Here is a 26,625-nt window from a genome sequence, read left to right on the forward strand (position 1 = left end):
CTGAGGACACGACATAGCCGGAATGGCGGACGGCGAACGACGCGCTCGGCATCCTGACGCAGTCATTATCACCGATCGGTGGCTCAAAGACCTACAACATCGCAGCGACAAACCCGCTGGCGGACAAGGTCGTCACTGATCTTACCGCCAAGTATGGCAAGACGCCGGATCAGGTCGTCATTCGCTGACACCCCGGCTACGCTTTCTTCGCCATCCCAAGTCGGTCAAGCCGCACCGGATCGCCGAGAAGCTCGGTGTGTTCAACTTCACTTTCAGCATCGACGAGGTCCTTGGTGATCGACGCGCTCGACACCGGCGTGCGCGGTGGTTCTACCCCGGACTTGCGCAACCCAAAAGATCCTGGCTGGGCGATCGCCGACTGAAAGCTGCATCGCGCATCGTCTGCGGTTCGTCGCGTCCCTCCGCACCATTCATCACGAAGGAGCTATCATGACCACCAGAAAGCAGGACGAAATCCACATCGTGTGCACCGTGCGCGCGCAGCCTCAACATCGCGACCGAGTGGGCGAACTGCTCCTAGAACTCGTCGATCCTGCGCGCGGCGAGGCCGGTTGCCTCTATTACGACCTCTATCACGAGCGTGACCTTCCCGACACCTTCGTGCTTCTCGACGGTTGGGCCTCGGAAGCGGCGTTGGCCGCGCATGCGGTCCATCCCAATGTCACTCGGGTGGTCGAACAGCTCACGCCGCTGCTCGCTTCCCCGCTGGAGCACTTGCACAGCCGTAGGATGACCGACCCGGCCTGACCAGAGAGGGAGTGACGCGATATGGCGAAGGTCTTCATTACCGGATCGTCGGACGGGCTTGGCCTGCTAGCTGGCAAGCAACTGGCCGCCCAGGGCCACGAAGTTGTTCTTCATGCCCGTAATGACGAACGTGCCGTCGCCACGCGCCGTTCGCTGCCGGAGTGCAAGGACGTGCTCATCGGAGATCTCTCTACGATCGCGGCAATGGAACTCGTGGCCTCGCAGGCCAATGCGCGAGGTCGGTTCGATGCGGTGATTCACAACGTCGGCACAGGCTACAACGACCGAGAGTGCTATCGCACATCGGATAACCTATCCCGCATTTTTGCGGTGAATGTGCTTGCACCCTATGTTCTGACTGCCCGGATGAGGGTGCCGGATCGGCTGATCTACCTCAGTTCAGGCATGCACACTGGCGGCAATCCCGACCTTGTGGACGCGCATTGGGAAGCCCGCCGCTGGAACGCTTCCCAAGCCTATTGCGACACCAAGCTTTACGACACCGTCCTGACGATGGCGCTAGCCGCGCGCTGGACGCAGGTCATGGTTAACGCTGTCGATCCTGGATGGGTGCCGACCAAGATGGGCGGAGCCGGTGCGCCGGATGATCTCAACCAAGGCGCTGACACTCAGGCTTGGCTTGCGGTAAGCCAGGATCCAAAGGCACGGGTCAGCGGTGAGTATTTCCATCATCGTCAGCGCCGTAAAGCCGCGCCCGCCGCGCATGACGCCGCGATACAGGATCGGCTTCTCGCATACCTTCACACCCTTTCAGGCACCCCATTGCCCTGACCCCCACCTCGTTCCCAAGCAAGGAAGACCGAGCATGACACAATCCGCAGCCGACGCGCTGGAGCAGATCAAGTCCGTCTCGCCGGCACTTGCCCGCTATAGGTCCGACACCATCGTCGAGAACTTGTGGAAGAACGACATCCTGACCGCCCGCGACCGCAGTCTGGTTACGGTCGCAGCGATGATCCAGCGCGGCCAACCGATCGAGTTGGCCTACCAGATTGGACTGGCTCTCGATAATGGCGTGACCGCCGCCGAGGTTTCCGAGACGATTGCCCATCTTTCCTTCTACTCGGGCTGGGGCAACGGCACCAACGCCGTCGACGTGGCGGCGCAGATCTTCGCAGATCGCGGAATTGACCCCGATCAGCTCGCCGACGCGAATGAAGATCTGATGCCGCTGGACGAACCCGCTGAAGCCAACCGCATCGCTGCGGTGGAGGGTCTGGTGGGCCCGGCATTCTCGCGACTGGCGGACCTCACCACGCAAGTCCTCTTCCGTGACCTGTGGCTGCGCCCTGCGCTCAGCCCACGCGACCGCAGCCTGGTGACGATGACCGCGCTGATCACCGCCAACCTGCCGGCTCAAATTGTCTTCCATATCAACAAGGCGATGGACAACGGCATGACCCAAGGCCAGGTCGCCGAAGTGATCACCCATCTCGCATTTTACGCCGGCTGGCCCAACGCCATGAACGCGGCCAACGTTGCCAAGGACGTTTTCGCCAAGCGTGAAACCTGACACGCTTTACCGGGGGGGTATAAAACCAAAACCCGGAGCCGAACCTACATCCGGCAATAGAAATTGGATGCTGGCCCGCACGCCTGTCTTCGCGAATTTGATTTGCAGTATCGCGCGTTTAGGCAGTCGATCCGCTTGAGAAGTGGCTGCTTGTGACACAAAGCGGTCCTATTCAAAGGTCTGCTTCGGATCAACAGCGGAAGGTCGTGACCTTGTCCGCCAAATCGTGGGAAAGCGGACACTCTGATCCAAGGGGATCAGAGTGTCGCGATAAGGAACCTTTTAGGTTCGATAGACCTTGGCGGCGGCAGCCCGGTTCGCTTCGGCGATCTTCAGGGTGATCTGCAGATAGACCATGGCGATGTTCCTGTCGGAGGAAGAGATGGGCTCAGGCCTGACGGTCGGCCATGACGCCGCCACCGACCGGCAGCACAGTGCCGGTGATCCAAGACCCATTTGGCGACATCAGACTAGGTAATCTGTTCCTCTGCTATTGGGCCCCCGATGACCGGTCTGGAACACAGCCTTCAGCCTGTTGAAGGCCGTCTTGATCATGAGAACCGGCTCTGAGAGCCGACCTTGAGGGAAACGCTGGGTGGATCGTCTCTGTGCTGGAATTGCCATTCCGTGGTCGCGTGGCTCATGCTAACGGCCCCCCTCGGCCTGGGAAGCTAGAAGTTTGGTGACAGCCGCTGAAAGCTTGCGCATGAGCGCACGGCGCTCGCGGGCGCGGAGCTTCTTCGGCAACGGCCCATGAGCCTCCAGAACCTGCCGGACGGCATCCACAATGTGCGGGCTGATCGTCAGGCAAGGGGCTGTCCAGTTCGGACGCGACGTGGAGGGCTGTCGGGCGCGCCGGATCGCCGTCTCCGGAAACCGCGGCAAACCCGGCCGCTTATCGAGACCAAGGTTGCGCTTGTTCCAGGCCGCTTGACGCGCGGCGTCGATCCGAGACGCGGTCCAAGTGTTGGATGCAACCGGCCGGTAATGGAAGGGTCCAACCCAAGGGAAGCGGGAAACGTGGTGAGTCCCCGTGACCAGGGATCGGTCGGCCAGCAGCGCCCTGACCCAGGCTGTGTGATTCCAATGGGCTTCAGCCAAGCGCTCCGCGTAACTGGCATGGTTGCTCCACGGCTTGGCGAGGGTCTGGGCGGTGCGCGTGGCGACCGTATCCTTCGGCGGCCACCCAATCGACAGAGCACGGCCCGTCATCGGTATCGCCAGAATCTCGCCCGGCCAGAACTCCAGGAGCATCCGGATCACGGCCATGAACTGCCCCTCATCGCGCTTGGTCTTGCGGCCGGCCTGGTTGGTCGTGCGCAGGCCGGCAAACAGGGTGGTGAAGGGCGTTGCGAGAAGCTGCCAAGCCAGGACCAGCGACACGGCCAACCCGTTGCGCTCTTCCGCGGGTAGCGGCACCGGCTGGAGGTCGGCGTCCGCGTTGTAGGCGTCCAGGATGCGGAACTCGCAGCACTCGCGCATCGTGTCGATGTCGGAGACCTCGACCCTGAGGAAGCTGTTGAGCAGGTAGACGAACCACACGAAGACGTCGACGGAGTAGGCAGGCGCTAGGCGGGTCCCAACCACTTCCTGGAACAGGGTTCGGTCGAAGGCCGCCCGATCGAGGAACCCGATGACGTGCCGCACCTGGTCGTAGAAGGCCGGCAGCGGGAGCCCGGCCACCACATCCCGTTGATCCAAGGCCGAGAGATGAAGGGGACACACCACGCGCCAAGCGGCCCGCGCGAACAACAGCTCGACCGGCCGGTCTGCGTGGCGCTCCGCCTCATAGGCACACTCCGGGCAGGGAACGTAGTAGTTTCGGCAGACCTCCTCCAGCGGGCGGTCGAGCCCTGTGAAAGTCATTCCCCGCAGTACCTCCTCGGCAATCCCCGTGTCGACCTGCAGCCGAGTCATCACGCTGGGCAGCGGCCGAAACACAAGGTCCCGGTTGATCGCCTCGGTCACCCAGCGGCGTGGTACACCGAGCCGCTCCAGATAATCGGCTCGGCTCAGGCCGTAGAGGTCGGCGATCGCCTCCACCCAGCCGCCCAGCGCCTCGCCTGGAGCTGGCGGTGGAACGACGGGCAAATCCGGGATGGACGCAAACAGCCGCATGCCGGTCACCCCATTCCTGGTCGGCCGATGAAGTCGTTGACCATGTCGGCGGTGATCCGCTCTTCGCCGACCTGAATTGCGTCGATGCCGAGGTCGATGAGCGTCTCGAAGAGCTTGGCGGTGGTTCCCCCGCAGTGGGACAGCAGCGCGCGGATCGAGCGCGTGGTGAGGGTCGAGGGCCGGCGGAGCGGCAGGGTGCGCAGGACGCTGCCGACCATCGTCTGGAACTCCTCCCCCGCCTCCCACACCGGCAGCTCGACGAAGCGGAACCGGCGGGTGAGCTGATGGTCGTGCATCAGCGCCTCGCGGGCATCCTGGGTGCCGAAGAGGACAAGCGGGATGCCCAGCACGTTGCTCAGATGGCGGATCACTGTCAGCATGATCCGCTGCTGGCGCAACGTGCCCATCAGCATGTTGTGCGCCTCATCGATCAGGATCTGGCGGACTCCAGTCAGGCGATAGAGGGTAACGACGCGGTCTGCCAGAAGCGGGATGTTGGCACGGGACTCGCTGACTGGAGCATCGATGGCCCGGAGCAACTGGGTGTAGAACCATTTGACATCGCACATCGGCGGCATTTCAAGGCCGACCGTTGCGGTGCGTCGCACCCCGGTCTTCTTATCGAACACCGCCGGGTGGTCGCGCAGGTGCTTGGCCATGATCGTGGATTTACCCTGGCCGGATTCGCCCCAGATCAGCAGGTTGGGCTTGATCGTGCCGGCCGGTTGCTCGAGCTGTTCGAGCATGAGGTCGAGGACGAACCGGCAGCGCGGGTATTCGGTGAAGCGGCGGCCCTGCATACGCACGATGCGCTCCTCCGGGGACAGGGCAATCACCTCCAGCGCCGACGGTCCGAGATGCCGGTAGGCGTCGTCAGTCATCCCAGCTCTCCGTGTCGTAATAAGGCAGGTCGAGAGGGGCGTCATCCGCGCCGTCGGGCACGACCCGATACGCCGCGTCGATGGCCGGTGGGGTCGAAACTGCCGGCAGGGCAGGGACCGACCGTGGCCCTGCGCCCCTGGCCCGTTCCATACGGGCCCGTCGGCTGCGGTTGCTGGCCTCCTCCACCAGCTTGCGCCGGGCCAGCACCATGTCGAAGATCATCGCCTCGTCGACGCCGGCGCGCCCCTGGCGGCGCAGTGCCCGTCTTGCGGCTTTGTGCTCCCACAGGGAAATGGCCGGACGTCGCAGGTTGCGGTAAGGAACCTCCAGGTACTCGCCCGACACACCGCGGATGAAGACCTTGGAGAGGTCAGCGGGGTTGTAATGGGCCGTGACCTTGCGTTTGTCGTGGAGGAAGGGCGTCAGCGCGTCGTGCCAGTAGGAGATGTTGAACAGGTGGACGCCGTCGCGCTGCACCGCCCGCTCCTCAAACGGCAGGAAATCGCGGTGGAAGGTCCGCAGGTCGGCCGGCATCCGGAAGACCTTGCCCTCGGTGTCGGCCGCCCACTTGGCGTTGGGCGACGTGCCGATGCCTTCGTGGAAGGAGGCGTGGTGCTCCAGGATAATGCTGGCCACCAGCCACTCGATCTCAGCGATGGTGAGGCAGGCGTTGCCGGCAGCGTCGTAGACGCCACGCTCCTTGATGTTGGAGAAGGTGGTGCCGGGCAACAGATGAAGTTCCTGGCTCAGATGCCCAATGCGGCGCTCGACATGGCCGCCCATGTGCGGTGTGCCAGGCGGGCGGTAGCGCAGCTCGATGCCGTAATCCTCGCAGGCCCGGGTGAAGGCTTTGGAGTGGAACTCCTTGCCATTGTCGGTATGGACGGCGTCGCACAGGCCCATGACCGGCCAGCGAGCCGGCAATCCCCGGGCCCCCAGCCACTCGCTCTTGTCCATCACCGCATGGGCAACGCAGGCGGCGACGCTGGTCGCCGAGGGCGGATCGAAGGTCAGGTAGAAGCCGCAGTACATGCGGGTCCGGATATCGACGGCCAAGGTGATGAAGGGTCGCCCGATCACCTCCAGGCTGTCGGGTTCGACGGCCTGGAGGTCGGCCGGGGTGTGGTCGATCTGGACGACCTCCAGCGCGCGTTCAACCTCGAGCGATCCCCGGATTGGGTTGAACTCGTCACGCGCCTTCTTACTGCCGTGGCGGCGCTTGGTCTGTTCCCGCTTGCTGATCGCCGCCAGCCGGGCGTCCACGGTCTGGCGAGCCGGCTTGGTCAGGCCCTCCAACGCGCATCGGGCCTGAATTCCCTTCATCAGCAACGATTTCTTGGGGCGAAGGAGGGTCAGGTAGTTGCCTCTGATCTCCTCCTCAATGATCGCCTCGACCCGGTGATCTAGGCGCTGGGCGCCACCGGCAGGTCCTGGTGTCTTCAGCAGCAGAGAGCGTGTTCGGGGATCGGCTTCGTAGGCCTTGAGCAAACGGTAGAGATAGTTGGGAGTGACATTGAGTTCGCCGGCCGCCGCCGCCATCGCTTCCGCCCGCGCGCCATAGGGGGGAGGGTTCTGCATCAAGTCACGAACGATGGGTTCGCGCTCACGGGCAAGGGCCCAGTCCTCTTCGGAGACGGTCGTCAGCGCCTGGGAGGTGTGCAGATGGCGCGGCACTTTTCACCCGATCCACTTTCTGCTTTTTGCAGCATCCTCTCTACTTTTTGCATCATTTGGATGACGATGAGACGAAGAATCCCTTACATTTGCTGAGTGACAATTTGCATGAACTACTTTACGGCGACACCGGTGAGGTGATCCGAAGAGCCGGAGCGTGGTGAGAGGGCGGGAGGTACGGCTGTGGCTTCTGCATCCATATTCATCCGGGTGGATGAGACGTACTGATATTCTGTACAAAGGGGTCCGGCGGGCGGCTCGCTGCCCGAAACCTTCTGGACACCCCGATGGCCCTCGTCGCCTATGCCCGCGTCTCCACCGAAGACCAGTCCACCGGCTCCCAGCTGCTCGCCCTGCGCCAAGCCGGCTGCACCGTCATCTTCGAGGAGCATGCCTCGGGCGGCGACCGCGACCGCCCGGTGCTGGCCAAGGCGCTCGCCAGCCTGAAGGCGGGCGACACGCTGGTGGTGGCGCGCATCGACCGGCTGGCGCGCTCGCTGTTCCACCTGCTGGAGGTGATCGACGGCCTTGGGCAGCGTGGCATCGCCTTCAAGTCGCTTGGTGATCCGATCGACACCACCAATCCGCAGGGGCGCTTCGCCCTCCAGGTGCTGGGTGCCGCCGCCGAACTGGAGCGGGCGCTGATCCGTGAACGCTCGATCGCCGGGCTGAAGGCGGCCGTGGCCAGGGGGAAGGAACCCGGCAATCCGGGACTGCGACGGCGCGACCCGGCGGCGCTGGAGAAAGCACGCCAAGGTCGCGAGGTGGCGCGGGATGAAATCGTGATCGCCCACGCCCAGGAGTTCCTGCCAACGGTGGAGGCACTGCGGCCGATGACCGCCTGGGATCAGGTGGTGCGGGCGCTGAAAGGGCAGGGCAGGAGCAGGCCCTGGGATGGCAAGCCGTGGACGCCCAACAGCCTGATACGGGCGGTACGCCGGCTGGCGGCGGCGGGACTGGTGCGTCAGGAGGTTCTCGATGCGGCGCCCAAACGGATCGACAGCGACGACCTCGTGCTGATGGTGGCAGGGCTGGCGCGCTCGGAACCCGGCGTCACGCTGGACGGCATCGCCCGCCGGCTGCAAAGCATGGGACAGCGCACGCCGCGCGGCGGCCTGCGCTGGAGCCGGTCGTCGGTGAAGAACCTGCTCGACCGCGCCAGGGAGCAGGGACTGGTCCGGGAACCGGAGACTGCGTAACGGTTGGTCAGCCGCCGACGCCGTGGGCTCTCGGGAAGACCGTCATCATGCTCGGTCTCGACCCTGACGGCCTCGGAAGAAGCCCGGGCGGTTCAGCCCCTATTCGACATAAAGTACGGTGTCGTGGTGGATCGGGCTGTGATGGCGCAGCCGATAGCGGCTGCCCGGGCGCATTGTCTCGATCATGCGGGGGATCGCCGCAAAATCCCCGATGTCGTGATAGACCGCGATCGCCAGCTTCGGCCGATGATGCCGTATGGTCCGTTCCGCCCCGCGCAGGGCGGGCAACTCGGCCCCCTCGATGTCCAGCTTGATGAAAGTCACCGGGCCCAGCCCGAGATCGTCCAGCGCCTGGACCGGAACGCTCACGTCGCCCCCTTCGTCCAGCCGGCCGCCCGGCCCGTGGCCGCTGGAGAAGTGCAATGTGTCCGCATGGCTCCACAGACCGATGGGATGAATGGTCACGCGGGGAAGGGCGGCGACGCACTCCCGCAGGCGGGGGAGGTTCGAGGGGTCCGCTTCGAACGCGTGGATGTGACGATGGGTGCCCCCTGTGGTGCCTCCTGAGCATGCGGCGAAGGCCGCCACGGTGTCGCCGTCGAACGCCCCGCCGTCCACCAGCACCTCATCCCTGCCGACGGCCAGGGCATCGGTGAAGAAATACATGTCCCGGTAGGGAAGCCGGACCGGTTCCAGCCAACGGGCGTCCCAGGTCAGGCGGTAGAGCATCACCGACAGGAAACATCGGCGGCTGGCATCGTCGTCGAAGCCTTTCCAGTCCGCCTCCCACTCCGCCAGGGCGGCGATTTGCCCGGGGGTCCCCATCATGCCGGGCGGGCACAGCCCGGCGGAGCGCATCGCCTCGAACAGCGACAGCAACGGCCGGCCGCTGGGCTGCCACAGCGCGTGGAAATGGGCGACGGCCTCGTCGGAGTTGCAGCACATGACGCCGACGGCCCGGGGGTCCCGCCGGATCAGGTCGCGAAGCCCGTCATCGCCGAGGATCGTTCCGTCCCCCAAAGGCAGGCCGGCGCGGGCGTTGTCCACGACCCCGACGACCTTCCAATGCCCGAGGGCATGCCGCACGAGGGGTTGCGCCATCACCGACCCGGCACCGAGAAGGATCAGCGGCACCTCGCCCGGATCCAAATCCCGGCGGTCTTCGGCTTGCAGCATGCGCCAGTCGCCGGGCGTCCGCACCGCCTGGTCCAACCGCTCGCGAAGCGCATGGCGGAGCGCCGGCACCTCGTCACCACCATTCCCCATGCCTCTTCCCCCTTGACCTTGCCCTCTGCCGCGCCGGATTCCGCGGAGCATAGCAGCATGCTCTCCCTCTCGGCGGGCGGAAGTTGCAGATGGGATCGGACAGGTGGCGGCCCGCCGGCCCCGTCTTTCCATCCCTCCTGTTCTTCTGCCACATCCCCCTGTCCGAACGCGCGAACTTCCCCTCGCCGCGGTGGATTTATGCTCGTCCGCGTGCCGGCGATGGCCGGACTTCGTCAACCGTGGCAGCAGTGAGAGGTCGACATGAATATGATTCGGCGCAGCTCCGCTGAGTTTCTCGGGACGTTTTGGCTGGTCTTCGGCGGCTGCGGCAGCGCCGTGCTCGCCGCCGCCTTTCCGCAGGTCGGGATCGGGCTGCTCGGCGTGTCCTTCGCCTTCGGCCTCACCGTCCTGACCATGGCCTATTCCATCGGCCACATCTCCGGCTGCCACCTGAACCCGGCGGTGACGGTCGGGCTGTGGGCCGGCGGGCGGTTTCCGGCCAAGGACATCCTGCCCTATGTGCTGGCCCAGCTGGTCGGGGCCTTCGCGGCGGCCCTGGTCCTCTATGTCATCGCCACCGGAAAGGCCGACTACAGCCTGGCCGTCAACGGGCTCGCGGCCAACGGGTACGAGGCGCATTCGCCCGGCCAGTACAGCATCACCTCGGCCCTGGTGATCGAACTGGTGCTGACCTTCTTCTTCGTGCTGGTGATCCTGGGTTCCACCGACCGGCGGGCGCCGGCCGGCTTCGCGCCGCTGGCCATCGGCATGGCGCTCGTCCTCATCCATCTGATCAGCATCCCGGTCACCAACACCTCGGTGAACCCGGCACGCAGCACCGGCCCGGCGCTGGTGGTCGGCGGATGGGCGCTGCAGCAGCTCTGGCTGTTCTGGATCGCCCCGCTGGCCGGCGGACTGATGGGCGGACTGGCCTACCGCGCACTTGCCGAGGATATGCCGGCGAAGCCCGCCATCACCGGCGAGGCGAAAAGCTCCACCTGATCCACAGCGATGGGGCCGGTTCGCCGGAACCGGCCCCCGATACCCCGACCCTGATGCCCTGCCCCTATGCCCTGCCGATGTCGCAACGCCACCGCGCCGCCTACTGTTATTGAGGCAGGACAGACGGCGCAGAAGGCGTATCCATGCGGCAGTTCGACCCCGATTCCAACCCGATGACCGAAGCCGATTACGGCATCGTGCTGGGCCTGTTCATCGGCATCTATCTCGGCCTCCTGGTGGTGTCGGCCCTGCCATAGGGCGCCTCTCAAGAGCGCCTCTCACGCCCGCCGTTCATAGCCCCGTCCCTGGCCGCTCCGGCAGCATCAGGCAGCGGTTGACCAGGTTCATCAGTTCGCTCTGGCGGGTGGTTCCGGTCTTGGTGAAGATGCTGCGCAGCTGGCTGCGCACCGTGCTGATCGCGACGCCGCGGCGGTCGCCGCTTTCCGCCGGGGTCATGTCGGCCAGCAAGTCGGCGACCAGCCGGGCTTCCACAGGCGTCAGGCCGAACAGGGCGCCCAGCCGTGCCTCCAGCCCCGGCACCACGGCGGCCGGGTCGACGATGTAGACCGCAGTCCGGATCCGCTCCCCATCCCCTCCACCGGCCCCGCCGTACGGCCCCGCCGCCTCGTATGACAGCGGAAGGACGGTCAGCAGATAGGGCGCCCGACCGGAGGGGCGCGACACCCGGAGGTCGGCCCCCTGCAGGCCGGCCCCCTGCAGGCCGGGCAGTGAATGCGCCGCTCCGGCCGCTCTTCCGCCGCCCGACAGCGACGCCTCCAGCATATGCGCCAGCCGGCGCGCCTCGCCCCCCTGTTCGGCATGCAGGCGGCCCTGCACGATCCGCAGCCCGTCGCGCGCGTCGATCATCGCCTGCATGGCCCGGTTCACGGCGACCGTCCGCCCGGCGGCGTCGAGCAGGACGACCCCCATCGGCAGGCGGTCGATCATGCGGGCGCTCCAGGCGGTCTCCTCCTCCCGGCCGTCCCGGCGGGCCCACAGCCGGACGCGCAGCCGCATCGCGCGCTGAAGATGGGGCGCGCAATCCTGCAGGAGCCGCAGCGTCTCCTCGGGGAAGGGCGGCCTGTCGGCGGGGCGGAACAGGCTCAGCACCGGCTGCATCGGCGTCAGTTCCCCGCCGTCGGCCAGCGAGACGGAGCACAGCCGCCCCATCCCCTCCCGTTTCAGCATGTCGTTGAAGATCATCGAGCGGTGGAGGTCCGCCTCGGCCACCAACTCCTCGCCGCGGCGAACCACGCAGCGGTCCAGCAGGCCCTGCGTCGCCGCCGCGTTGGCCCAGAGGTCGCGATGGCGGAAATGGGTCGCATAATCGCCGAGCAGCGCATCGGAGATGTTGTGGCGCGCCCACAGCGCCATGGTCCGGGCATCCTGGTTGAGCGCCGCCGTGAACAGGAAGCCATGCGTGGCGTCGGCCGACGCGCAGAGCCGCTCCAGGACTCCTCCCCAGCGCTCCGGGAAAGTCACCGTGTCGTAGATGTCCTCGATCAGCCGGTCAGCCGCTTGCCCCATGGGAGAACTCCTCCGCCTCGGGACAATTTTTCGTTTGCAACCGTCGGCCCTCAAGACCGATCAGTTGCGTATATCCATCGGACGAAGGTTCGCCCGTCATGTGAAGGATGCGCGTCGGCGGGATTTTCCTCAAAAGTCGATGACACGGGAGCCCCCGCCAAAAACAGGAGCCTCCGAGCCGGAGCCACCGCCATGACCTCCTGCATGACCGTCACAATGACCGATCACCGCACGCCGTCATCCCCCACCGCAAGGCCGGCCACCCGCTCGGAAGGCCGGGTGCGCTGGGCGTTGGTCGCCGACCGCAACCCCCTGCTGCGCGAGGGGCTGCGGCTTTACCTGGAGACACTGGGATGGCGGGCCGTGGCGGCCGGTACGGTGGACGAGGGGCTGGGCTTGCTGGCGCCCACGACCATCCCATCCCCGAAGATCGTTCCCGACCTGATCGTGCTGGGGGAGCCGGAGCGCCGGGGGGCGGCTACACCCTGGCAGTCCGTTCTCGACCGGCTGGCGGCGATCCGGGGCACGGCACGCCCGGTCCTGCTGTCCATCGCGGCGTCGAACCACGACCTGATGCTCCGGGCGCGCGACCGCGGCTTCGACACCATCCACATCGACTTGGCGCCTTTGAACCTGGACGTTCTGCTGCTGGACTGCGTGCGCCGGATCGAAGGAGGGCGGAGCTGATATGGCAGCAATGGACCTCATATGTTTTCATGAAACCATATCATAGTGTTTTGTGCTGTTCTGATGATTGTTCAGGCTGACAAGACGCGGGTTGACAAGAGACCCGCCCCAGCGGCTTTTCGACCCGGCCGGATCGCCGGACCGACTGTTTTTGCGAGGAGATGCGCATGCCCGACGACTTCGCCCCGGCCCAGACCGCCGCCGCCGGCGACGGCCGCCGCAGGGCCGCCTTCTTCGACCGCGACGGCGTGCTGAACGAGGACGTCGGCTTCGCGCACCGCCCCGACCAGATCGCCTGGATGCCGGGGGCCAGGGAGGCGGTGAAACGGCTGAACGATGCCGGCTTCCTGGTGTTCGTCGTGACCAACCAGGGCGGGGTCGCCCGCGGCCTCTACAGCGAGGAGCATGTGCGCACGCTGCATCGCTGGATGCAGGAGGAGCTGCGCGCCGTCGGCGCCCATGTCGACGCCTTCTATCACTGCCCGCACCATCCCGATCATGGCGAGCCGCCCTACCGCGCCGACTGCCGCTGCCGCAAGCCGGAGCCTGGGATGCTGCTGCAGGCGATGGCGGAGTGGCCGGTGGAGCCGCAGGGCAGCTTCCTGATCGGCGACCGCGAAACCGACGTCCAGGCGGCGCAGCGGGCGGGCATCGAGGGCACGCTCTACCGCGGCGGCGACCTCGACGCGCTGGTCGCCGACATTCTGGCCCGCTCCGGGATCGGTGCGGAGGTCGAGGCCGTCCGCTAAGGCAGCCACGCCTCAAGCCAGGGGGCCAGCCACAGCCAGAGCAGGACGGCGGCGGCCAGCCAAAGGGCGACCATCACCGCGGCGGCGGCGACGCTGACCGGCCGTGCGGCTTGGCGCGCCGCGGCGGCGGCCCGGTGTTCGGCCAGAAGCTGCGGCGGGATCAGGCGGACGACCAGCAGGATGCCGAGCGGCACGATCAGCAGATCGTCCAGATAGCCCAGCACCGGGATGAAGTCCGGGATCAGGTCGATCGGACTCAGCGCATAGGCGGCAACCGCCATCGCCAGCAGACGGACATGCCGGGGCGTCCGCGGGTCGCGCGCCGCCAGATAGACGGCAAGCACGTCGCGCTTGAGCCCGCGTGCCCATGTCTTCGCACGCATCTTTGCGCGTGCCACTGCCGATGCTTGCGCGTTCGACGTCATGCCGCTGATGTCCGGTTGTGGTCCCTCCCATCCGCTGAACGGCAGGCCGGGTGAAAGGCTGTAACCCAACCCCCGGCCGTCCGTCGAGCCCGGCCCCCTTCGGGACCACAGCTCTGACACCACCCGAACGAGAGGGGAGCGTGATCTCGGCCGCCTTGGGTAGGCACGGCGATCCTTTGGAATAAACCTCCCGCGTCCTTCCGGTCATGCGCAATCAGTCGTAGGTTTTGCTGCCCCTACAAACAGGTTTTCCAAGAAGCGCCTTTGACCAAAAACCCGGAGGCTCCTTATGCGGTTCCCGGTACTCGACGGATGGCGCGGTCTGTGCGCGTTATGCGTGGCCCTATATCATTTGCACACGCTCGATCATTTTCATCTGTTCGGCTTCGTGCGCGGCAGTTACCTTTTTGTCGATTTTTTCTTTGTTTTGAGCGGTTTTGTCATCACCCACGCCTATTCCGCCCGCATCGGCGGGGGCGCATCGGCCGGATCCTTCCTGGTCCGCCGTTTCGGCCGGGTCTGGCCGCTGCATGCGGCGGTGCTGCTGGCCTTCGTGGCGCTGGAAAGCGTGAAGGCACTCTCCGGGCCGGCGGCGGGAAATGCCGCCTTCACCGGCGCCTTCGCCCCGTCGGCCCTGGTCAGCAACCTGGCGCTGGTCCATGCGCTGGGGGTGGAGGACCAATGGACCTGGAACATTCCGAGCTGGTCGATCAGCGCGGAGTTCTTCGTCTACATCACCTTCGCCATCCTCTTCCTGACCGTGCGGCGGACCAGGATGCTGATCGCGGCGATGGTGGCGCTTGCCGCCCTCGGCGCCGGCGTGGTGATGGGGTTCTCCGCCAACCACATCGACACCAGCATCGACTACGGCTATTTCCGCTGCCTGTACGGCTTCTTCACCGGCTGTCTCGTCTATCGGCTGTATCAGGCGATCGGCGACAGGCGGATGTCCCGCCCTGCCGGCGGGCTGGCCGAGGCGGGAGCGCTGCTGGCGGTGATCGCCTTCGTCTCGGCCGCGGGGGGCAATGCCCTGTCGCTGGCGGCGCCGCTGCTGTTCGGGCTGGTGGTGCTGGTGTTCGCCTTCGAAGCCGGGCCGGTCTCCCGTCTGCTGGCGACATCCCCCTTCCAGCGGCTGGGCGCCTGGTCCTACTCGATCTACATGGTGCATGCCCTCGTGATCGCCGTGCTGCAGAAGGGCACGATGGTGGCGCAAGGGGCCCTCGGCCGGCCGCTGTTCGTCGAACGCCAGATCGACGGCGAGACCGACCGGCTGATCGCCTTCGGCGATGCCTGGATGATGGATCTGGTCGGCGTCGGTTATCTGCTGGCGGTGATCGGCCTGTCGGCCCTGACCTACCGCTTCGTCGAGCTGCCGGGGCAGGCCATGGTCAACGGCCTGCTGGTCCGCTCGCGCAAGGCCGCTCCGGCCAGCCCGGTGGCCGAGGCGGCGTGATCGCCGCGGTCGTTGGGGCGGCGTGATCGCCGCCCCTTCTTGGCCCTGCCGGCATCAATGGCGGGCGAAGACCTGCGGCCCGCCGGCACCGCCGAACAGCACGACCTGATAGGGCTGCCCGGTGCCCATATCCATGCCGGGGGCGTCCTGCGGCATGCCGGGCGCCGACAGCCCGCGGGCCTGGGGCCGTTCGGTCAGCAGGCGCGTCACGTCGGCGGCCGGCACATGGCCTTCCAGCACATAGCCGCCGACCCGCGCGGTGTGGCAGGAGCCCAGTTCGTCCGGCACCCCGGCGGCCTGCTTCACCGGCGTCATGTCGTCGACGGTGTGGACGGTGACGTCGAAGCCGGCCGCGCGCATGTGCCGCACCCAGCCGTCGCAGCATTCGCAGCCCGCGGACTTCCAGACCTCCACCGCCGCACCGGCGGAGGGAGCTGCGGCGCGGACCATGTCCGGCAGCGCCACGGCCCCGAGGCCAAGCGTCAGGACGGCGGCAGCCGCCCCCCACACCATCGTCCGCCGCGTCATCCTCATCGGAACTCTCCAAATCAAATCAGTGTCTTGCCTCATCCGTTCAGGACCGGACGGACAGAAGCCTCAAAGCATTGGCGGTGACCAGCACGGTGGCGCCGGTGTCCGCCAGGATCGCGGGCCACAGCCCGGTGACGCCAAGAACGGTGGTCACCAGGAACACCGCCTTCAAGCCCAGGGCCAGTGCGATGTTTTGCCGTATGTTGGCCATGGTGCGGCGTGACAACGCCACCATCGCCGCCACGTCGCCGACCCGGCCGTGCAGGATGGCGGCGTCGGCCGTCTCCAGCGCCACGTCGGTGCCGCCGCCCATCGCGATGCCGACATCGGCGGCGGCGAGCGCCGGGGCGTCGTTGATGCCGTCGCCGACCTTCGCCACCCGCTGCCCGCCGGCCTGAAGGTCGCGGACGATGCGCAGCTTGTCCTCCGGCAGCAGCTGGGCATGCGCCTCCACCCCCAGCATGCCGGCGACCGCCCCGGCGGTCTGCACGGTGTCGCCGGTCACCATCAGCGAGCGGATGCCGGCGCGGTCCAGCGCCTCGATGCCCTGGCGGGCGTCGGCGCGCGGCTCGTCGCGCAGCGCGATCAGCCCGGCGGCCTGCCTCTCGACCAGCAGGACCGAGACCGTCTTGCCGGCCTGCGCCAGGGCAGCGACCCGCTCCGCCTGTTCCGCGGTCAGCGACGGGGCGGCGGCCTTCGGCGACAGCAGCGCCACCGCAAGCCCCCCGACCCGGCCCTGCAGCCCGGCGCCGGGCAGGGCGGTGACCTCGTCCGCCGCCGGCGGAGCGATGCCGCGCTCTGCCGCCGCGGCCAGGATGGCGCGGGCCAGCGGGTGGCTCGACCCGGCCTCCAGCGCCGCGGCGGCGGCCAGCAGTTCCGCCTCGCTCCCGCCGGCCTCGCTTACGACGCCCCCGCTTGCGCCGAAGGGGATCAAGTCGGTGACGCGGGGCCTGCCCTCCGTCAGGGTGCCGGTCTTGTCGAAGGCGACGGTGGTGATGCGGCCGAGCGCCTCCAGCACCGCGCCGCCCTTCAGCAGCAGGCCGCGCCGGGCGCCGTTGGACAGGCCGGCCGCGATGGCCGCCGGGGTGGAGATCACCAGCGCGCAGGGGCAGCCGATCAGCAGGACCGCCAGGGCGCGGTAGATCCACTCGGTCCAGCCGCCGCCAAATACCAGCGGCGGCACCACGGCGACCAGGGCCGCCACCGCGACGATGCCCGGCGTGTAGAGGCGGGCGAAACGGTCGATCAGCCGCTCGGTCGGGGCCTTGCTCTCCTGCGCCTCCTCGACCAGCCGGACGATGCGGGCGATGGTGTTGTCGCGCGCCGCGGCGGTGACGCGGACGCGCAGCGCACCGTCGGCGTTGATGGTGCCGGCGAAGACGGGATCGCCGGCACCCTTGGGCTTCGGCATGCTCTCCCCGGTGACGGGGGATTCGTCGACGGCGCTGCTGCCGGACAGCACGATCCCGTCGGCCGCCACCCGGTCGCCGGGGCGGACCAGGATGACGGAGCCGACCGCCAGCCCGGCGGCGGGAACGGCCCGCGGGGCGGCGCCGTCCTCTTCCAGCAGGGCGGTGTCGGGAACCAGTGCCGTCAGGCCGCGGATGCCGGCCCGCGCCCGGCCGGCCGCCACGCCTTCCAGCAATTCGCCGACCAGGAAGAGGACCAGGACCGTCGCCGCCTCCTCCACCGCGCCGATGACGAGCGCACCGACGGCGGCGACCGTCATCAGCGTCTCGATGGAAAAGGGCGTGCCGGCCCGCGCCGCCGCCAGGGCGCGGCGCGCCACCGGCACCAACCCGACCGTCAGCGCCAGCGGAAAGGCCCAAGGCTCCGTCTCCGGCACCAGCAGGCCGAGAAGCGTCGCGGCGGCGAGCGCGGCGCCGGCCGCCAGCGTCAGCACCGCCTTGCGCCCGCGCCACCAGGGCGCCTCGGCCGGATCGGCGTGGGAATGGGCAGCGTGGGAGTGGGCGGCATCGGAGTGGGCAGGCCCGCAGCAGCCCCCGCCGCAGGTGGGCACCGCGGCCTCCGCCACCGGATCGGCGGGGGCGGCGCCATAGCCGAGGGCGGCCAGCGGCCGGACGACGGCGTCCGCGCCCAGAGCCGCCTCGTGCGAGACGGTCACCGTTCCGCCCGGCACCGACACCCGCACCTCCCGGATGCCCGGCACCCGGCGCAAGGCGGTCTCGATCTTGGCGGCGCAGGACCCGCAATCCATGCCGGAGACCCGGTAGCGGCTGGTGCGCAAGGCGATGTCCCCGGCCCGGACCCCGTCCTCCATTCCATGCATGGTCAAGCTCCTCGTCGTGACGCGCTGTGGGCAGCGTCCTGGGAGCCTAAATTCTCCAGCGACTGGAGGATCAAGCGGAAAACGGCAGCCGGATGGCCAGACGGTCAGGCGGTGGCGGCAGGCCCCGCGTCGCCGGCATCCATGTCCGCTTCGTCGTACTCGGGCGAATGCTCCGGAAGCCCTGTGAAAGGTTGGTCCCTGGTGATGACGGGATGGATTTCCGACCCGACGACATGCGCCCAGCGGGGCGAGCCGTGCTTCACCTCCAGGAAGGAGCCATGGTCCAGGACCGGCTTGTAGACCCGGAAGGTCTTCATGATCGACAGGATACCCGCGGAATCGAGCGGGCTCAGGAAGGATTCATCCATGTCGAGGAAGGACGGATGCGAGATCCAGCGTTCCAACTGGGCCGCGTTGAGGAAGAAGCTCCCGGCCGCCGGGTAGGAGGTGCGTTCGAAGCGGACCGGTTCCCCGATGAAGTCCAGGCTCAGTTCCGGCTGGTCGGACAGGTCCTGATGTTCGGTCGTCCAGGGCCGGCCGAGCACGTAATCCGGATAGACCTTGTAGCCGAAGGGCGAAATGTTCTCGAAGCGGTTGGGCTGCAGCAGCGCTTCCGGCCCGAATTTCGCATCGAACAACGCCCGCTTGCGGAAGAACAGCGGGTCGGTCATGACGATGTCATCTTCGACATAGCAGTACCAGTCATACTGCCCCGCCAATTCCCGCATCACCATATGGGCGCCGAACCCAAGGCGGGTCGGCGGGTAGTCGTCGTTTATCTTTGCCCGCCGGTAGAGGACCGGGCTGATCTGCAACGAATTCAGCAGATGGTCGTCACCGATGGTGCAGACCAGAACGTCGATCTCGGCACGATGCGGCGATGCGGCCTGCCATGCGACCTTGCGCCAATGATCGAGCCCGGCCAGCCGGCTTCCATAGAGTTGATGGAAGGCGGAGATGGTTTCGCCAAGAACCGCGATGCGTTCGGCTTTCCGGTTGATGTTGCTGGAGTTGTTTCCGCCGGGGGCATGATCGGCCTTCGGGCGGTAGAAATGCGGGATCACGCACAGGATCTTCACGATGACGCCCCTGCCGAACGGGTCCAAGACTAAGGGGCAGGGTGATAGCCGTTGTGAACCGTGCGAACAAGCCGAAATGGAAGGGCTGAAAACCTGGGGTTGCTTGGTCTTTCCGCCCCCATGGCCTCCCTGGCGCCCTCTATCCCGAAAGGCGGAGGCGTTGCCGGCACCACCCAGAGCGCTTAGAATCTCCAGCGACTGGAGGATTGAGGAGAAATGACCGCCATGCCCACCTCTACCCTGGCCATCGGCGCACTCGCCAAGCGGACCGGCGTGAAGATCCCGACCATCCGCTATTACGAGAGCATCGGCCTGCTGCCGGAGGCGCCGCGCACCGGCAGCAACCGGCGCAGCTACGACGAGGCGTCGGTCCGCCGCCTGCGCTTCATCCGCCATGCCCGCGAGCTGGGCTTCGAGGTGGAGGCGATCCGCCAGCTCCTGACCCTGGCCGACGATCCAGGCCGGCCCTGCCGCGAGGCCGACGTGCTGGCCCGCGCCCATCTGGCCGAGATCGAGTCCAGGATCACCCGGCTGGAGGCCCTGCGCGACGAGGTGCGGCGCATGGTGGAGGGCTGCGCCCAGGATCAGGTGCGCAGCTGCCACGTGATCGAGGTGCTGGCCGACCACGCCCACTGCCTGCATGACCGCCACTGAGAGCGGGGAGCGGGTGCAGCCGGGGCAAAGCGCCGCAGCATCCGGCGGCCCCTATGACCCGGAGCCGGTTGCCCGGCCGACGGGGGTGTTTATAGTCGGGTCGTGCAGTGTCGAAACCTTCCGTGCCTCCGGCCAGGCGGGCGCCGGGTCCCGCATAGGGACGGCACGGGGGAATCCATCGCCATGGCGACGGTAAGGGCCGGGAAACAGGGCTGGGACAGGGGTGCGGGAACGGTGGTGAAGGCGGATTGGACGTGGGCGTCATGCTGCGGCTTCTGAGGACCAGCCGTCCGCTCCAGCGGATCGTGGCGCTCGGCGGGGTGGTGCTGGCGGGACTGTGCGGCGGCACCGTGGCGATCCTGGACCGGCTGCACGACGAGACGGTGGCGGAGGCCACGCTGGGCCTGCGCACGCTCAACGCCTCGCTGGCCGAGCAGACGGCGCGCACCATCGAAGGCATCGCGCTGACCGTCGACGGGATCGCCGAGCAGATCCCGGCCGAGTACCGGCGCAGCCCCGAAGCTTTCAAGCGACTGCAGGGGGACCGGCAGGTCTACGAGATCCTGCAGGCCAAGGCGTCCAGCCTGCCGCAGGTGGAGGCGCTGAGCTTGGTCGCCGCCGACGGCAGCCTGATCAACTTCACCCGCCAGTTCCCGGCCCCGGCGCTCGACCTGTCGCAGCGCGACTATTTCCGCGCGCTCAAGGACAAGGATCCCGGTCGGGTCCATGTCAGCCGGCCGGCGAAGAGCCTGGCCACCGGGGAATGGACGCTCTACATCGCCCGCCGCGTCAACGGCCCCGACGGCGGGCTGTCGGGTCTGGCGGTCGGCGCCATCCGGCTGTCCTATTTCGAGCAGTTCTACCGCAGTCTCCATGTCACGCCGGGCAGCGGCTTCAGCCTGTGGTGGCGCGACGGCATGCTGCTGGCGCGCTTCCCGGCGGTGCCGGACAAGGTCGGGACCATCGCCACCAGCCCCGAGGTCACCGAACGGATCGCCCGGCATGAGGCCGGCACCTATGCGTCTCCCCGTTCGGTCGACGGCGAGGATCGCATCCTGTCCTTCCAGGTGCTGCGCAACTATCCGCTGGTGGTCGGGGTCAGCCGGACGCGGCCGGAGATCCTCGCCCGTTGGGAAAGCCAGGCGATGATCATCGCCGCCGCCGGGCTGGTCAGCGCGGTGGCGCTCGCCCTGATGCTGTGGGCGATGGCGCGCCAGTTCCTCGCCTACGAGACCGCGAACCGCGCGCTCAGCGAACGCCGGCAGGCGGTGGAGGCCCGCGACGAGGCGGAGGAGCATGTCCGCCAGCTGCAGAAGATGGAGGCGCTGGGCCAGTTGACCGGCGGGGTGGCTCACGATTTCAACAACCTGCTGCAGGCGGTGCGCTCCAGCCTGCATCTGCTGGAGACCGGCGGCGAGCTGCGCGCGGCGGAGAGCCGCCGGGCGCTGGAGGTCGCAGGCCAGGCGGTCGACCGCGGCGCCACCCTGACCCAGCATCTGCTGGCCTTCGCCCGCCGCCAGCGGCTGGCCCCGGCGCCGGTCGACCTCGGCGCCCAGGTGGCGGGAATGGCGACGCTGCTGGAACGCACACTGGGCGGTGCCATCCGCATCCGCATCGACCGGGACGCCGCCATGCCGCCCGCCGTGCCGCCGGCCCTGGTCGATCCCCACCAGTTCGACATCGCCCTGCTGAACCTCGCCATCAACGCCCGCGACGCCATGCCGGACGGCGGCACCCTGACCATCGCCGTCACCAGCCTGTCGGTGGAGAACAAGGTGGCGGAGGACAAGGCGGCGGAGGAGGGGATTTCACCCGCCCTGGCGCCCGGCGGCTATGTCGCCGTGACCGTGCGCGACAGCGGGACCGGCATGCCGCCGGACGTGCTGGCGCGGGCCTGCGAGCCCTTCTTCACCACCAAGCCGGTGGGGCAGGGCAGCGGGCTGGGGCTGAGCATGGTGCATGGCCTGACCGCCCAGTCCGGCGGCGGGATGCGCCTGGAAAGCCATCTCGGGCTTGGCACCGCCGTCACCCTGTACCTGCCCCATGCTCCGGTTGATCCTCCGGCTCATCCCGCGGCCTGTACCTCGGCCGGGACGCCCGCCGATGCCGATGCCGCCGATGCCGCTTCCGCCGTCGCCGAACCGCCGCCCCTGCCGGCCGCCCCCGCCCGCGTCCTGCTGGTGGAGGACGACGCCCTGGTCCGCATGGCGAACGCCGCGGTGCTGGCCGAGGCCGGAATGACAGTGACGGAGGCCGCCACCGGCGAGGAAGCCCTGGCCCTGCTGGAGGCGGATGACGGGATCGGCATCCTGGTCACCGATTTCGCCATGCCCGGCATGACCGGGGCCGATCTGAGCCGCCTCGCCCGCCATCACCGCCCCGATCTGCCGGTCCTGATCGTCACCGGCTATGCCGAGAAGGCGGAGCTGCAGGATTTGGGCACCGAACCCGGCATCCGCATCCTGTCCAAGCCCATCCCGCCCTCGGCGCTGATCGGGCACATCGCGGCGGTGCTGTAGGGGACACGATCCGGTCGGCGGCGCCCCGCGATGGATTACCGCCCCTCCACCGCGAAGCAGCCATGGCCGGCAGCCTTCAGGGCGGCGCAGGCGGCGTCGGCGTTCGCGGCAGGGAAGCCGGTCAGCCGGGCCTTGTAGAGGCCGCCGGAGCGGACGATCTCGGGGCTGGCGCCGGCGGCGAGCGCGCCTAAGCGCTTGGCGGTGTCGCCGGCGCTGCGCGCCGCGGCGGCACGGTTGGCGAAGGCGCCGACCTGGATGGACCAGGGTCCGCCGGCGGACCCGGTGGACGGTTTGGCGGAGGGCACGGCGACGCTCACCGCCGTGCTGCGTTCGGCGGCCGTCGAACTCTTCCTGGTGATCACCAGATCCGGGGTGGCGGGCGCCGGCCTGGCCGGGCTGGTCGGGCGCTTGAAGCCGATGTCCAGCAGGTCGGCGACGCGGTCGTCGCGGGTGGCGGCGCTGTGGCCGCCCATCACCACGGCGATCAGGCGGCGCCCGTCCCGCACCGCCGACGCGGCGAGGTTGAAGCCGGATGCGGCGATGTAGCCGGTCTTGATGCCGTCCATGCCGGGATAGCGCGCCATCAGGCGGTTGTGGCCATGGACCGTCGTGCCCTGCCAGTCGAAGCTGCGGCGCTGGAAATAGGCGTAGTGGCCGGCGTGGCGGCGGATCAGCGCGCGGGACAGGATCGCCATGTCGCGCGCCGTCGTCCGCTGCAGCCGGTCGGGCAGGCCGGACGCGTTGCGGAACACCGTGCGGCGCATGCCGAGCGCGCGGGCACGGGCGGTCATCTTGCCGGCGAAGGCCGGTTCGCTGCCGCCCAGCGCCTCCGCCAGCACCACCGCGGCGTCGTTGGCCGAGCGGGTGACCAGGGCGAGGATCGCCTGCTCCACCGTGATGGTGCTGCCGGGCGCCAGCCACAGCCGCGAGGGCGGCATCGAGGCTGCATGCCGCGACACCACCAGCCGCTGGTCCGGCCGCAGCGTGCCGCGGTCCAGCGCCTCGAAGGTCAGCATCAGCGTCATCATCTTGGTCAGCGACGCCGGGTAGGTCGGGGTGTCGGCGTTGCGCGCCTGCAGGACCTTGCCGCTGCCCGCCTCCATCAGGATCTCCGCCGCCACCGGCGCCCAATCCGCCTTGCGGCTGCCCTTGGCCCAGGCCGGCTGCGAAACCAGCAGGATCGCGGCCAACAGGACCGCGCCCAACAGGACCGCGAAGGCGGTCAGGGAGAGCGGTGGCGTCGAAGCACGGGCGAGCAGGGGCATCGTCTCAGGTCCGGCGGTTGGCGCAGCCCCGCTGCGGCACGGGCGCTGTCGGCTTTGTGGTTTCCCCCATGGGGTGGAGAGGGCGGGCGGAACAGGGCGGAGCGGAGTGGAGCGGGGCTGTCCTCCGGCGGGCGTCAGCGGCCGGACAGCATGGAGCCGACCATGGCACGGAAAGCGTCGACCGCCACCGGCTTGACCAGCACCCGCGTGTTGCGGCCCAGCCCATCGGCGCCGTCGCCGGGCCGGTCGTCCAATGCCTGGAAGGCATAGCCGGTCAGGAACAGCACCCTCAGGTCGGGATCGCGCGCCTGCGCCATCTCCGCCAGCTGGCGGCCGTTCAGGCCGGGCAGCCCGACATCGGTCACCAGAAGGTCGACCGCTCCGGCTTCGCCCAGCCAGGCGAGCGCCTCGGTGCCGTCGGCGGCCTCCAGCGTGGTGTAGCCGTCGCCCTCCAGCACCTCGACCAGCAGCATGCGGACCAGCTCCTCGTCCTCCACCACCAGCACGGTGCCCCGGCCGGCCCCGGCCCGTCCCGGCGGCGGGACGGGGATTTCGGCCGGTGCGGTTCCCTCGTCGGAGACGGGGGCGGAAGCGGCATGATCGCGCGGCAGGCACAGATGCACCGCCGTGCCCCGGCCGACCGCGCTGTCGATGCGGACGAAGCCCTCGGACTGGCGGGCGAAGCCGTAGAGCTGGCTCAGCCCCAGGCCGGTGCCCTGGCCGATCGGCTTGGTGGTGAAGAAGGGCTCGAAGACGCGGGCCAGCACGTCCGGCGGCATGCCGGTCCCGCTGTCGCGCACGGTCATCGCCACATAATCGCCGGGCGCCACCCCGGGATCGTTGACGAGGTCGGCTGCGGCGAAGCTGGCATTGGCGGTCTCCACCGTCACGGTTCCGCCGCCGGGCATGGCGTCGCGGGCGTTGATGACCAGGTTCAGCAGGGCGCTTTCGATCTGGTTCACGTCAGCATGGACCGGCCACAGCGGCTCCTCCAGCCGGCGCTCCAGCCGGATCGTCTCGCCGACCGACCGACGCAGCAGGTCCCACAGCCCCGCCACCAGCGCGTTCAGGTCGGCGCGCTCCGGCTTCAGCGGCTGGCGCCGGGCAAAGGCCAGCAGGCGCCGGGTCAGGGTGGAGGCACGATCCACCGCGGCGCGCGCGGTGGCGGCGAAGGGCGCGATGTCGGTGCGGCCGGCTTCCAGCCGCTGTTCGATCAGTTCCAGGCTGCTGCTGATCGCCTGCAGCAGGTTGTTGAAATCGTGGGCGACGCCGCCGGTCAGCTGGCCGACCGCCTCCATCTTCTGCGCCTGGGCCAGGGCCTCGCGCGCCTCGTCCAGCGCCTCCTGGGCCTTGCGGCGTTCGGTGATGTCGCGGGTGATCTTGGCGAAGCCGCGCAGGACCCCGCTCTCGTCGCGGATGGCGTCGATGACGACGCTGGCCCAGAAACGGGTGCCGTCCTTGCGGACGCGCCAGCCTTCCGCCTCGAAGCGGCCTTCGTTCAAGGCGGTGGCGAGCGCCCGCTGCGGCATTCCGGCGGCGCGGTCCTCGTCCGTGTAGAAGCTGGAGAAATGCCGGCCGATGATCTCGTCGGCGCCGTAGCCCTTCATCCGCGCCGCGCCCGCATTCCAGCTGCTGATGCGGCCGGTGGTGTCGAGCATGAAGATCGCGTAGTCGACCACGCCCTGCACCAGCAGGCGGAACTGCTCCTCGCTGCGCCGCAGTGCCTCCTCGGCGATCCTGCGTTCGGTGATGTCGCGGGTGACCTTGGCGAAGCCCATCAGCGTGCCGGTCTCGTCGCGAACGGCGCGAATCACCACGCTGGCCCAGAAGCGGGTGCCGTCCTTGCGGACGCGCCAGCCCTCCGCCTCGAAGCGGCCCTCGTTCAAGGCGGTGGCGAGCGCCCGCTGCGGCACCCCGGCGGCGCGGTCCTCGTCCGTGTAGAAGCTGGAGAAATGCCGGCCGATGATCTCGTCGGCGGTATAGCCCTTGAAGCGCGCGGCCCCGGAATTCCAGCTGCTGACGATCCCGTTCGGATCGAGCAGATAGATCGCGTAATCGCCGACGCTGTCGACCAGCAGCTGGAACCGCCGCTCACCGGAGATGGGCTCCCAGGCGGACGTGGCGTGTTCAACCTTCATAACAACGACTTTCCGGGACACGGGAGGGGAGAGGAAACAAGGCTCCCGATGATCCGCGGTCGATGCCGACAGGGTCAATAACCCAATGCGAATAGTCAGGTATTATTCCGCCGCATCACGCGAAATATTCCTGAAAGAGCCCTCGGGCAATCCGAGAAGGGATTTTCAATCGTCGGGACCGGGGCCGGTCGGAAAAGGGTCCGGCAACGGGAAAAGAGAGGGAAAGGAGGTGGGAAAAAGGGGCGGGGCGGCGGACCGCCCCGCATGGTCCCCTTGGCAAGGACCGGACCCGCGCTCAGCGCGGGGCCAGCACCATGACCATCATGCGGCCTTCGACCCGGGGCATCTGCTCGACCTTGGCGATGTCCTGGAGCTGGTCGCGCACGCGGACGAGCACGTTCAGACCGAGATCCTGGTGCGCCATCTCGCGACCGCGGAAGCGCATGGTCATCTTGACCTTGTCGCCTTCCTCGATGAAGCGGATGGCGGAGCGCATCTTCACGTCGTAATCGTGATCGTCGATGTTCGGCCGAAGTTTGATTTCCTTCAGCTCGATGATCTTCTGCTTCTTCCGCGCCTCGTTGGCCTTCTTCTGCTCCTCGAAGCGGAACTTGCCGTAATCGAGGATCTTGCAGACAGGCGGATCCGCCTGGGGCGCCACTTCGACGAGGTCGAGGTCGGCATCTGCGGCGGCTTCCAGCGCTTGGCGGAGCGGCACCACGCCGACCATCTCGCCGTCGGCGCCGACGAGGCGGACCATCCGGGCGGTGATTTCACGGTTGAGGCGCGGGCCTTCGCGGACGGGGTCCGCGTCGTAGAGCTTGGCTATGGTGATCTCCTATGGCTGTGGAGGGGTAGAAAGGGA

The 26,625-nt window shown here is 68.1% G+C and carries 24 protein-coding genes; 10 read left to right on the plus strand and 14 right to left on the minus strand.

All coding sequences use genetic code 11. The features are described from left to right. Nucleotides 1–196: 196 nt before the first annotated feature. Nucleotides 197–349 (minus strand): hypothetical protein, encoded by a 153-nt coding sequence (locus tag J2Y49_RS24150; RefSeq protein WP_310117522.1) that lies wholly within the window; start codon nucleotides 347–349, stop codon nucleotides 197–199. Nucleotides 350–450: 101 nt separating this feature from the next. Between J2Y49_RS24150 and J2Y49_RS24155 the strand changes: the two genes are divergently transcribed. From J2Y49_RS24155 to J2Y49_RS24165, 3 genes are read left to right on the plus strand one after another with little or no spacing between them, the layout of a single operon-like run. Beyond that, on the plus strand, nucleotides 451–768 hold the full coding sequence (locus J2Y49_RS24155; protein WP_310117523.1) for an antibiotic biosynthesis monooxygenase: 318 nt from the start codon (nucleotides 451–453) through the stop codon (nucleotides 766–768). Nucleotides 769–789: 21 nt separating this feature from the next. After that, entirely contained in the window at nucleotides 790–1,560 is a 771-nt protein-coding gene (locus J2Y49_RS24160) for an SDR family NAD(P)-dependent oxidoreductase (protein WP_310117524.1), read from the plus strand. 34 nt (nucleotides 1,561–1,594) lie between these two features. After that, the gene (locus J2Y49_RS24165; protein WP_310117525.1) at nucleotides 1,595–2,302 is read left to right on the plus strand and encodes a carboxymuconolactone decarboxylase family protein; all 708 of its coding nucleotides are present in this window, start codon (nucleotides 1,595–1,597) and stop codon (nucleotides 2,300–2,302) included. Nucleotides 2,303–2,584: 282 nt separating this feature from the next. On the opposite strand, the gene J2Y49_RS24170 is transcribed toward J2Y49_RS24165, so the two are convergent. The 4 genes from J2Y49_RS24170 to J2Y49_RS24185 form a co-directional block, all read right to left on the minus strand. Further along, complete coding sequence (locus tag J2Y49_RS24170) at nucleotides 2,585–2,758, minus strand: hypothetical protein (protein WP_310117526.1); 174 nt, start codon at nucleotides 2,756–2,758, stop codon at nucleotides 2,585–2,587. Nucleotides 2,759–2,947: 189 nt separating this feature from the next. After that, nucleotides 2,948–4,420: a TniQ family protein gene (locus tag J2Y49_RS24175; RefSeq protein ID WP_310117527.1), complete on the minus strand. Its 1,473-nt coding sequence runs from the start codon at nucleotides 4,418–4,420 to the stop codon at nucleotides 2,948–2,950. Nucleotides 4,421–4,425: 5 nt separating this feature from the next. Continuing rightward, nucleotides 4,426–5,301 (minus strand): TniB family NTP-binding protein, encoded by an 876-nt coding sequence (locus J2Y49_RS24180; protein WP_310117528.1) that lies wholly within the window; start codon nucleotides 5,299–5,301, stop codon nucleotides 4,426–4,428. Next, a complete protein-coding gene (locus J2Y49_RS24185; RefSeq protein ID WP_310117529.1) occupies nucleotides 5,294–6,976 on the minus strand; it encodes a Mu transposase C-terminal domain-containing protein in 1,683 nt (560 codons plus the stop codon). Before J2Y49_RS24185 ends, J2Y49_RS24180 begins: the two co-directional genes overlap by 8 nt. Nucleotides 6,977–7,263: 287 nt before the next feature. Between J2Y49_RS24185 and J2Y49_RS24190 the strand changes: the two genes are divergently transcribed. After that, nucleotides 7,264–8,175: a recombinase family protein gene (locus J2Y49_RS24190; RefSeq protein WP_310117531.1), complete on the plus strand. Its 912-nt coding sequence runs from the start codon at nucleotides 7,264–7,266 to the stop codon at nucleotides 8,173–8,175. Nucleotides 8,176–8,274: 99 nt separating this feature from the next. Here the strand turns inward: J2Y49_RS24190 and J2Y49_RS24195 are convergent, their stop codons facing one another. After that, complete coding sequence (locus J2Y49_RS24195) at nucleotides 8,275–9,441, minus strand: FkbM family methyltransferase (protein ID WP_310117533.1); 1,167 nt, start codon at nucleotides 9,439–9,441, stop codon at nucleotides 8,275–8,277. 261 nt (nucleotides 9,442–9,702) lie between these two features. Here J2Y49_RS24195 and aqpZ point away from each other — a divergent pair, with 261 nt between their 5' ends. Next, on the plus strand, nucleotides 9,703–10,443 hold the full coding sequence (gene aqpZ / locus J2Y49_RS24200; RefSeq protein WP_310117534.1) for an aquaporin Z: 741 nt from the start codon (nucleotides 9,703–9,705) through the stop codon (nucleotides 10,441–10,443). A gap of 291 nt (nucleotides 10,444–10,734) precedes the next feature. On the opposite strand, the gene J2Y49_RS24205 is transcribed toward aqpZ, so the two are convergent. Next, nucleotides 10,735–11,970 carry a helix-turn-helix transcriptional regulator gene (locus J2Y49_RS24205; RefSeq protein ID WP_310117536.1) on the minus strand — a complete coding sequence of 412 codons (1,236 nt, stop codon included), beginning with the start codon at nucleotides 11,968–11,970 and terminating at the stop codon, nucleotides 10,735–10,737. Nucleotides 11,971–12,162: 192 nt separating this feature from the next. Between J2Y49_RS24205 and J2Y49_RS24210 the strand changes: the two genes are divergently transcribed. Both J2Y49_RS24210 and J2Y49_RS24215 read left to right on the plus strand, forming a co-directional pair. Continuing rightward, entirely contained in the window at nucleotides 12,163–12,657 is a 495-nt protein-coding gene (locus J2Y49_RS24210) for a hypothetical protein (protein WP_310117537.1), read from the plus strand. Between the two features lie 167 nt (nucleotides 12,658–12,824). After that, entirely contained in the window at nucleotides 12,825–13,406 is a 582-nt protein-coding gene (locus J2Y49_RS24215) for an HAD family hydrolase (RefSeq protein WP_310117538.1), read from the plus strand. Here J2Y49_RS24215 and J2Y49_RS24220 read toward each other — a convergent pair. Beyond that, the gene (locus tag J2Y49_RS24220) at nucleotides 13,403–13,789 is read right to left on the minus strand and encodes a YkvA family protein (RefSeq protein WP_310117539.1); all 387 of its coding nucleotides are present in this window, start codon (nucleotides 13,787–13,789) and stop codon (nucleotides 13,403–13,405) included. The two genes, J2Y49_RS24215 and J2Y49_RS24220, sit on opposite strands and share 4 nt — an antisense overlap. Before the next feature lie 331 nt (nucleotides 13,790–14,120). On the opposite strand from J2Y49_RS24220, the gene J2Y49_RS24225 reads away from it, so the two are divergent. Beyond that, nucleotides 14,121–15,284 (plus strand): acyltransferase, encoded by a 1,164-nt coding sequence (locus J2Y49_RS24225; RefSeq protein ID WP_310117540.1) that lies wholly within the window; start codon nucleotides 14,121–14,123, stop codon nucleotides 15,282–15,284. A gap of 54 nt (nucleotides 15,285–15,338) precedes the next feature. On the opposite strand, the gene J2Y49_RS24230 is transcribed toward J2Y49_RS24225, so the two are convergent. The 3 genes from J2Y49_RS24230 to J2Y49_RS24240 form a co-directional block, all read right to left on the minus strand. Continuing rightward, a complete protein-coding gene (locus tag J2Y49_RS24230) occupies nucleotides 15,339–15,818 on the minus strand; it encodes a DUF411 domain-containing protein (RefSeq protein WP_310117541.1) in 480 nt (159 codons plus the stop codon). 40 nt (nucleotides 15,819–15,858) lie between these two features. Beyond that, nucleotides 15,859–18,105 (minus strand): heavy metal translocating P-type ATPase, encoded by a 2,247-nt coding sequence (locus tag J2Y49_RS24235; protein ID WP_310117542.1) that lies wholly within the window; start codon nucleotides 18,103–18,105, stop codon nucleotides 15,859–15,861. A gap of 104 nt (nucleotides 18,106–18,209) precedes the next feature. Continuing rightward, the gene (locus J2Y49_RS24240) at nucleotides 18,210–19,184 is read right to left on the minus strand and encodes a hypothetical protein (protein WP_310117544.1); all 975 of its coding nucleotides are present in this window, start codon (nucleotides 19,182–19,184) and stop codon (nucleotides 18,210–18,212) included. Between the two features lie 225 nt (nucleotides 19,185–19,409). Between J2Y49_RS24240 and J2Y49_RS24245 the strand changes: the two genes are divergently transcribed. Beyond that, on the plus strand, nucleotides 19,410–19,838 hold the full coding sequence (locus J2Y49_RS24245) for a helix-turn-helix domain-containing protein (protein ID WP_255542333.1): 429 nt from the start codon (nucleotides 19,410–19,412) through the stop codon (nucleotides 19,836–19,838). A 263-nt stretch (nucleotides 19,839–20,101) separates the two neighbouring features. After that, entirely contained in the window at nucleotides 20,102–22,357 is a 2,256-nt protein-coding gene (locus J2Y49_RS24250; RefSeq protein WP_310117546.1) for a response regulator, read from the plus strand. Between the two features lie 35 nt (nucleotides 22,358–22,392). Here J2Y49_RS24250 and J2Y49_RS24255 read toward each other — a convergent pair whose 3' ends face one another. From J2Y49_RS24255 to infC, 3 genes are all read right to left on the minus strand, one after another. Further along, complete coding sequence (locus J2Y49_RS24255) at nucleotides 22,393–23,622, minus strand: D-alanyl-D-alanine carboxypeptidase family protein (protein WP_310117548.1); 1,230 nt, start codon at nucleotides 23,620–23,622, stop codon at nucleotides 22,393–22,395. Between the two features lie 134 nt (nucleotides 23,623–23,756). Next, on the minus strand, nucleotides 23,757–25,760 hold the full coding sequence (locus tag J2Y49_RS24260) for a PAS domain S-box protein (RefSeq protein ID WP_310117549.1): 2,004 nt from the start codon (nucleotides 25,758–25,760) through the stop codon (nucleotides 23,757–23,759). A 295-nt stretch (nucleotides 25,761–26,055) separates the two neighbouring features. Next, a complete protein-coding gene (infC, locus tag J2Y49_RS24265; RefSeq protein WP_081506050.1) occupies nucleotides 26,056–26,589 on the minus strand; it encodes a translation initiation factor IF-3 in 534 nt (177 codons plus the stop codon). Nucleotides 26,590–26,625 lie beyond the last annotated feature (36 nt).

Origin of the sequence: Azospirillum sp. BE72, assembly GCF_031455875.1 — a bacterium.
In the GTDB taxonomy this organism is placed as follows: domain Bacteria; phylum Pseudomonadota; class Alphaproteobacteria; order Azospirillales; family Azospirillaceae; genus Azospirillum.

Excerpts from the sequence above, each read along its gene's own strand:
- J2Y49_RS24260 (WP_310117549.1), bottom strand. The coding sequence starts at position 25,760 with ATGAAGGTTGAACACGCCACGTCCGCCTGGGAGCCCATCTCCGGTGAG.
- J2Y49_RS24175 (WP_310117527.1), bottom strand. The coding sequence starts at position 4,420 with ATGCGGCTGTTTGCGTCCATCCCGGATTTGCCCGTCGTTCCACCGCCA.
- J2Y49_RS24170 (WP_310117526.1), bottom strand. The coding sequence starts at position 2,758 with ATGGGTCTTGGATCACCGGCACTGTGCTGCCGGTCGGTGGCGGCGTCA.
- J2Y49_RS24195 (WP_310117533.1), bottom strand. The coding sequence starts at position 9,441 with ATGGGGAATGGTGGTGACGAGGTGCCGGCGCTCCGCCATGCGCTTCGC.
- J2Y49_RS24160 (WP_310117524.1), top strand. The coding sequence starts at position 790 with ATGGCGAAGGTCTTCATTACCGGATCGTCGGACGGGCTTGGCCTGCTA.
- J2Y49_RS24230 (WP_310117541.1), bottom strand. The coding sequence starts at position 15,818 with ATGAGGATGACGCGGCGGACGATGGTGTGGGGGGCGGCTGCCGCCGTC.
- J2Y49_RS24155 (WP_310117523.1), top strand. The coding sequence starts at position 451 with ATGACCACCAGAAAGCAGGACGAAATCCACATCGTGTGCACCGTGCGC.
- J2Y49_RS24250 (WP_310117546.1), top strand. The coding sequence starts at position 20,102 with ATGCTGCGGCTTCTGAGGACCAGCCGTCCGCTCCAGCGGATCGTGGCG.
- J2Y49_RS24190 (WP_310117531.1), top strand. The coding sequence starts at position 7,264 with ATGGCCCTCGTCGCCTATGCCCGCGTCTCCACCGAAGACCAGTCCACC.
- aqpZ (WP_310117534.1), top strand. The coding sequence starts at position 9,703 with ATGAATATGATTCGGCGCAGCTCCGCTGAGTTTCTCGGGACGTTTTGG.
- J2Y49_RS24210 (WP_310117537.1), top strand. The coding sequence starts at position 12,163 with ATGACCTCCTGCATGACCGTCACAATGACCGATCACCGCACGCCGTCA.
- J2Y49_RS24180 (WP_310117528.1), bottom strand. The coding sequence starts at position 5,301 with ATGACTGACGACGCCTACCGGCATCTCGGACCGTCGGCGCTGGAGGTG.
- J2Y49_RS24235 (WP_310117542.1), bottom strand. The coding sequence starts at position 18,105 with ATGCATGGAATGGAGGACGGGGTCCGGGCCGGGGACATCGCCTTGCGC.
- J2Y49_RS24205 (WP_310117536.1), bottom strand. The coding sequence starts at position 11,970 with ATGGGGCAAGCGGCTGACCGGCTGATCGAGGACATCTACGACACGGTG.
- J2Y49_RS24255 (WP_310117548.1), bottom strand. The coding sequence starts at position 23,622 with ATGCCCCTGCTCGCCCGTGCTTCGACGCCACCGCTCTCCCTGACCGCC.
- J2Y49_RS24220 (WP_310117539.1), bottom strand. The coding sequence starts at position 13,789 with ATGCGTGCGAAGACATGGGCACGCGGGCTCAAGCGCGACGTGCTTGCC.
- J2Y49_RS24165 (WP_310117525.1), top strand. The coding sequence starts at position 1,595 with ATGACACAATCCGCAGCCGACGCGCTGGAGCAGATCAAGTCCGTCTCG.
- J2Y49_RS24215 (WP_310117538.1), top strand. The coding sequence starts at position 12,825 with ATGCCCGACGACTTCGCCCCGGCCCAGACCGCCGCCGCCGGCGACGGC.
- J2Y49_RS24225 (WP_310117540.1), top strand. The coding sequence starts at position 14,121 with ATGCGGTTCCCGGTACTCGACGGATGGCGCGGTCTGTGCGCGTTATGC.
- J2Y49_RS24245 (WP_255542333.1), top strand. The coding sequence starts at position 19,410 with ATGCCCACCTCTACCCTGGCCATCGGCGCACTCGCCAAGCGGACCGGC.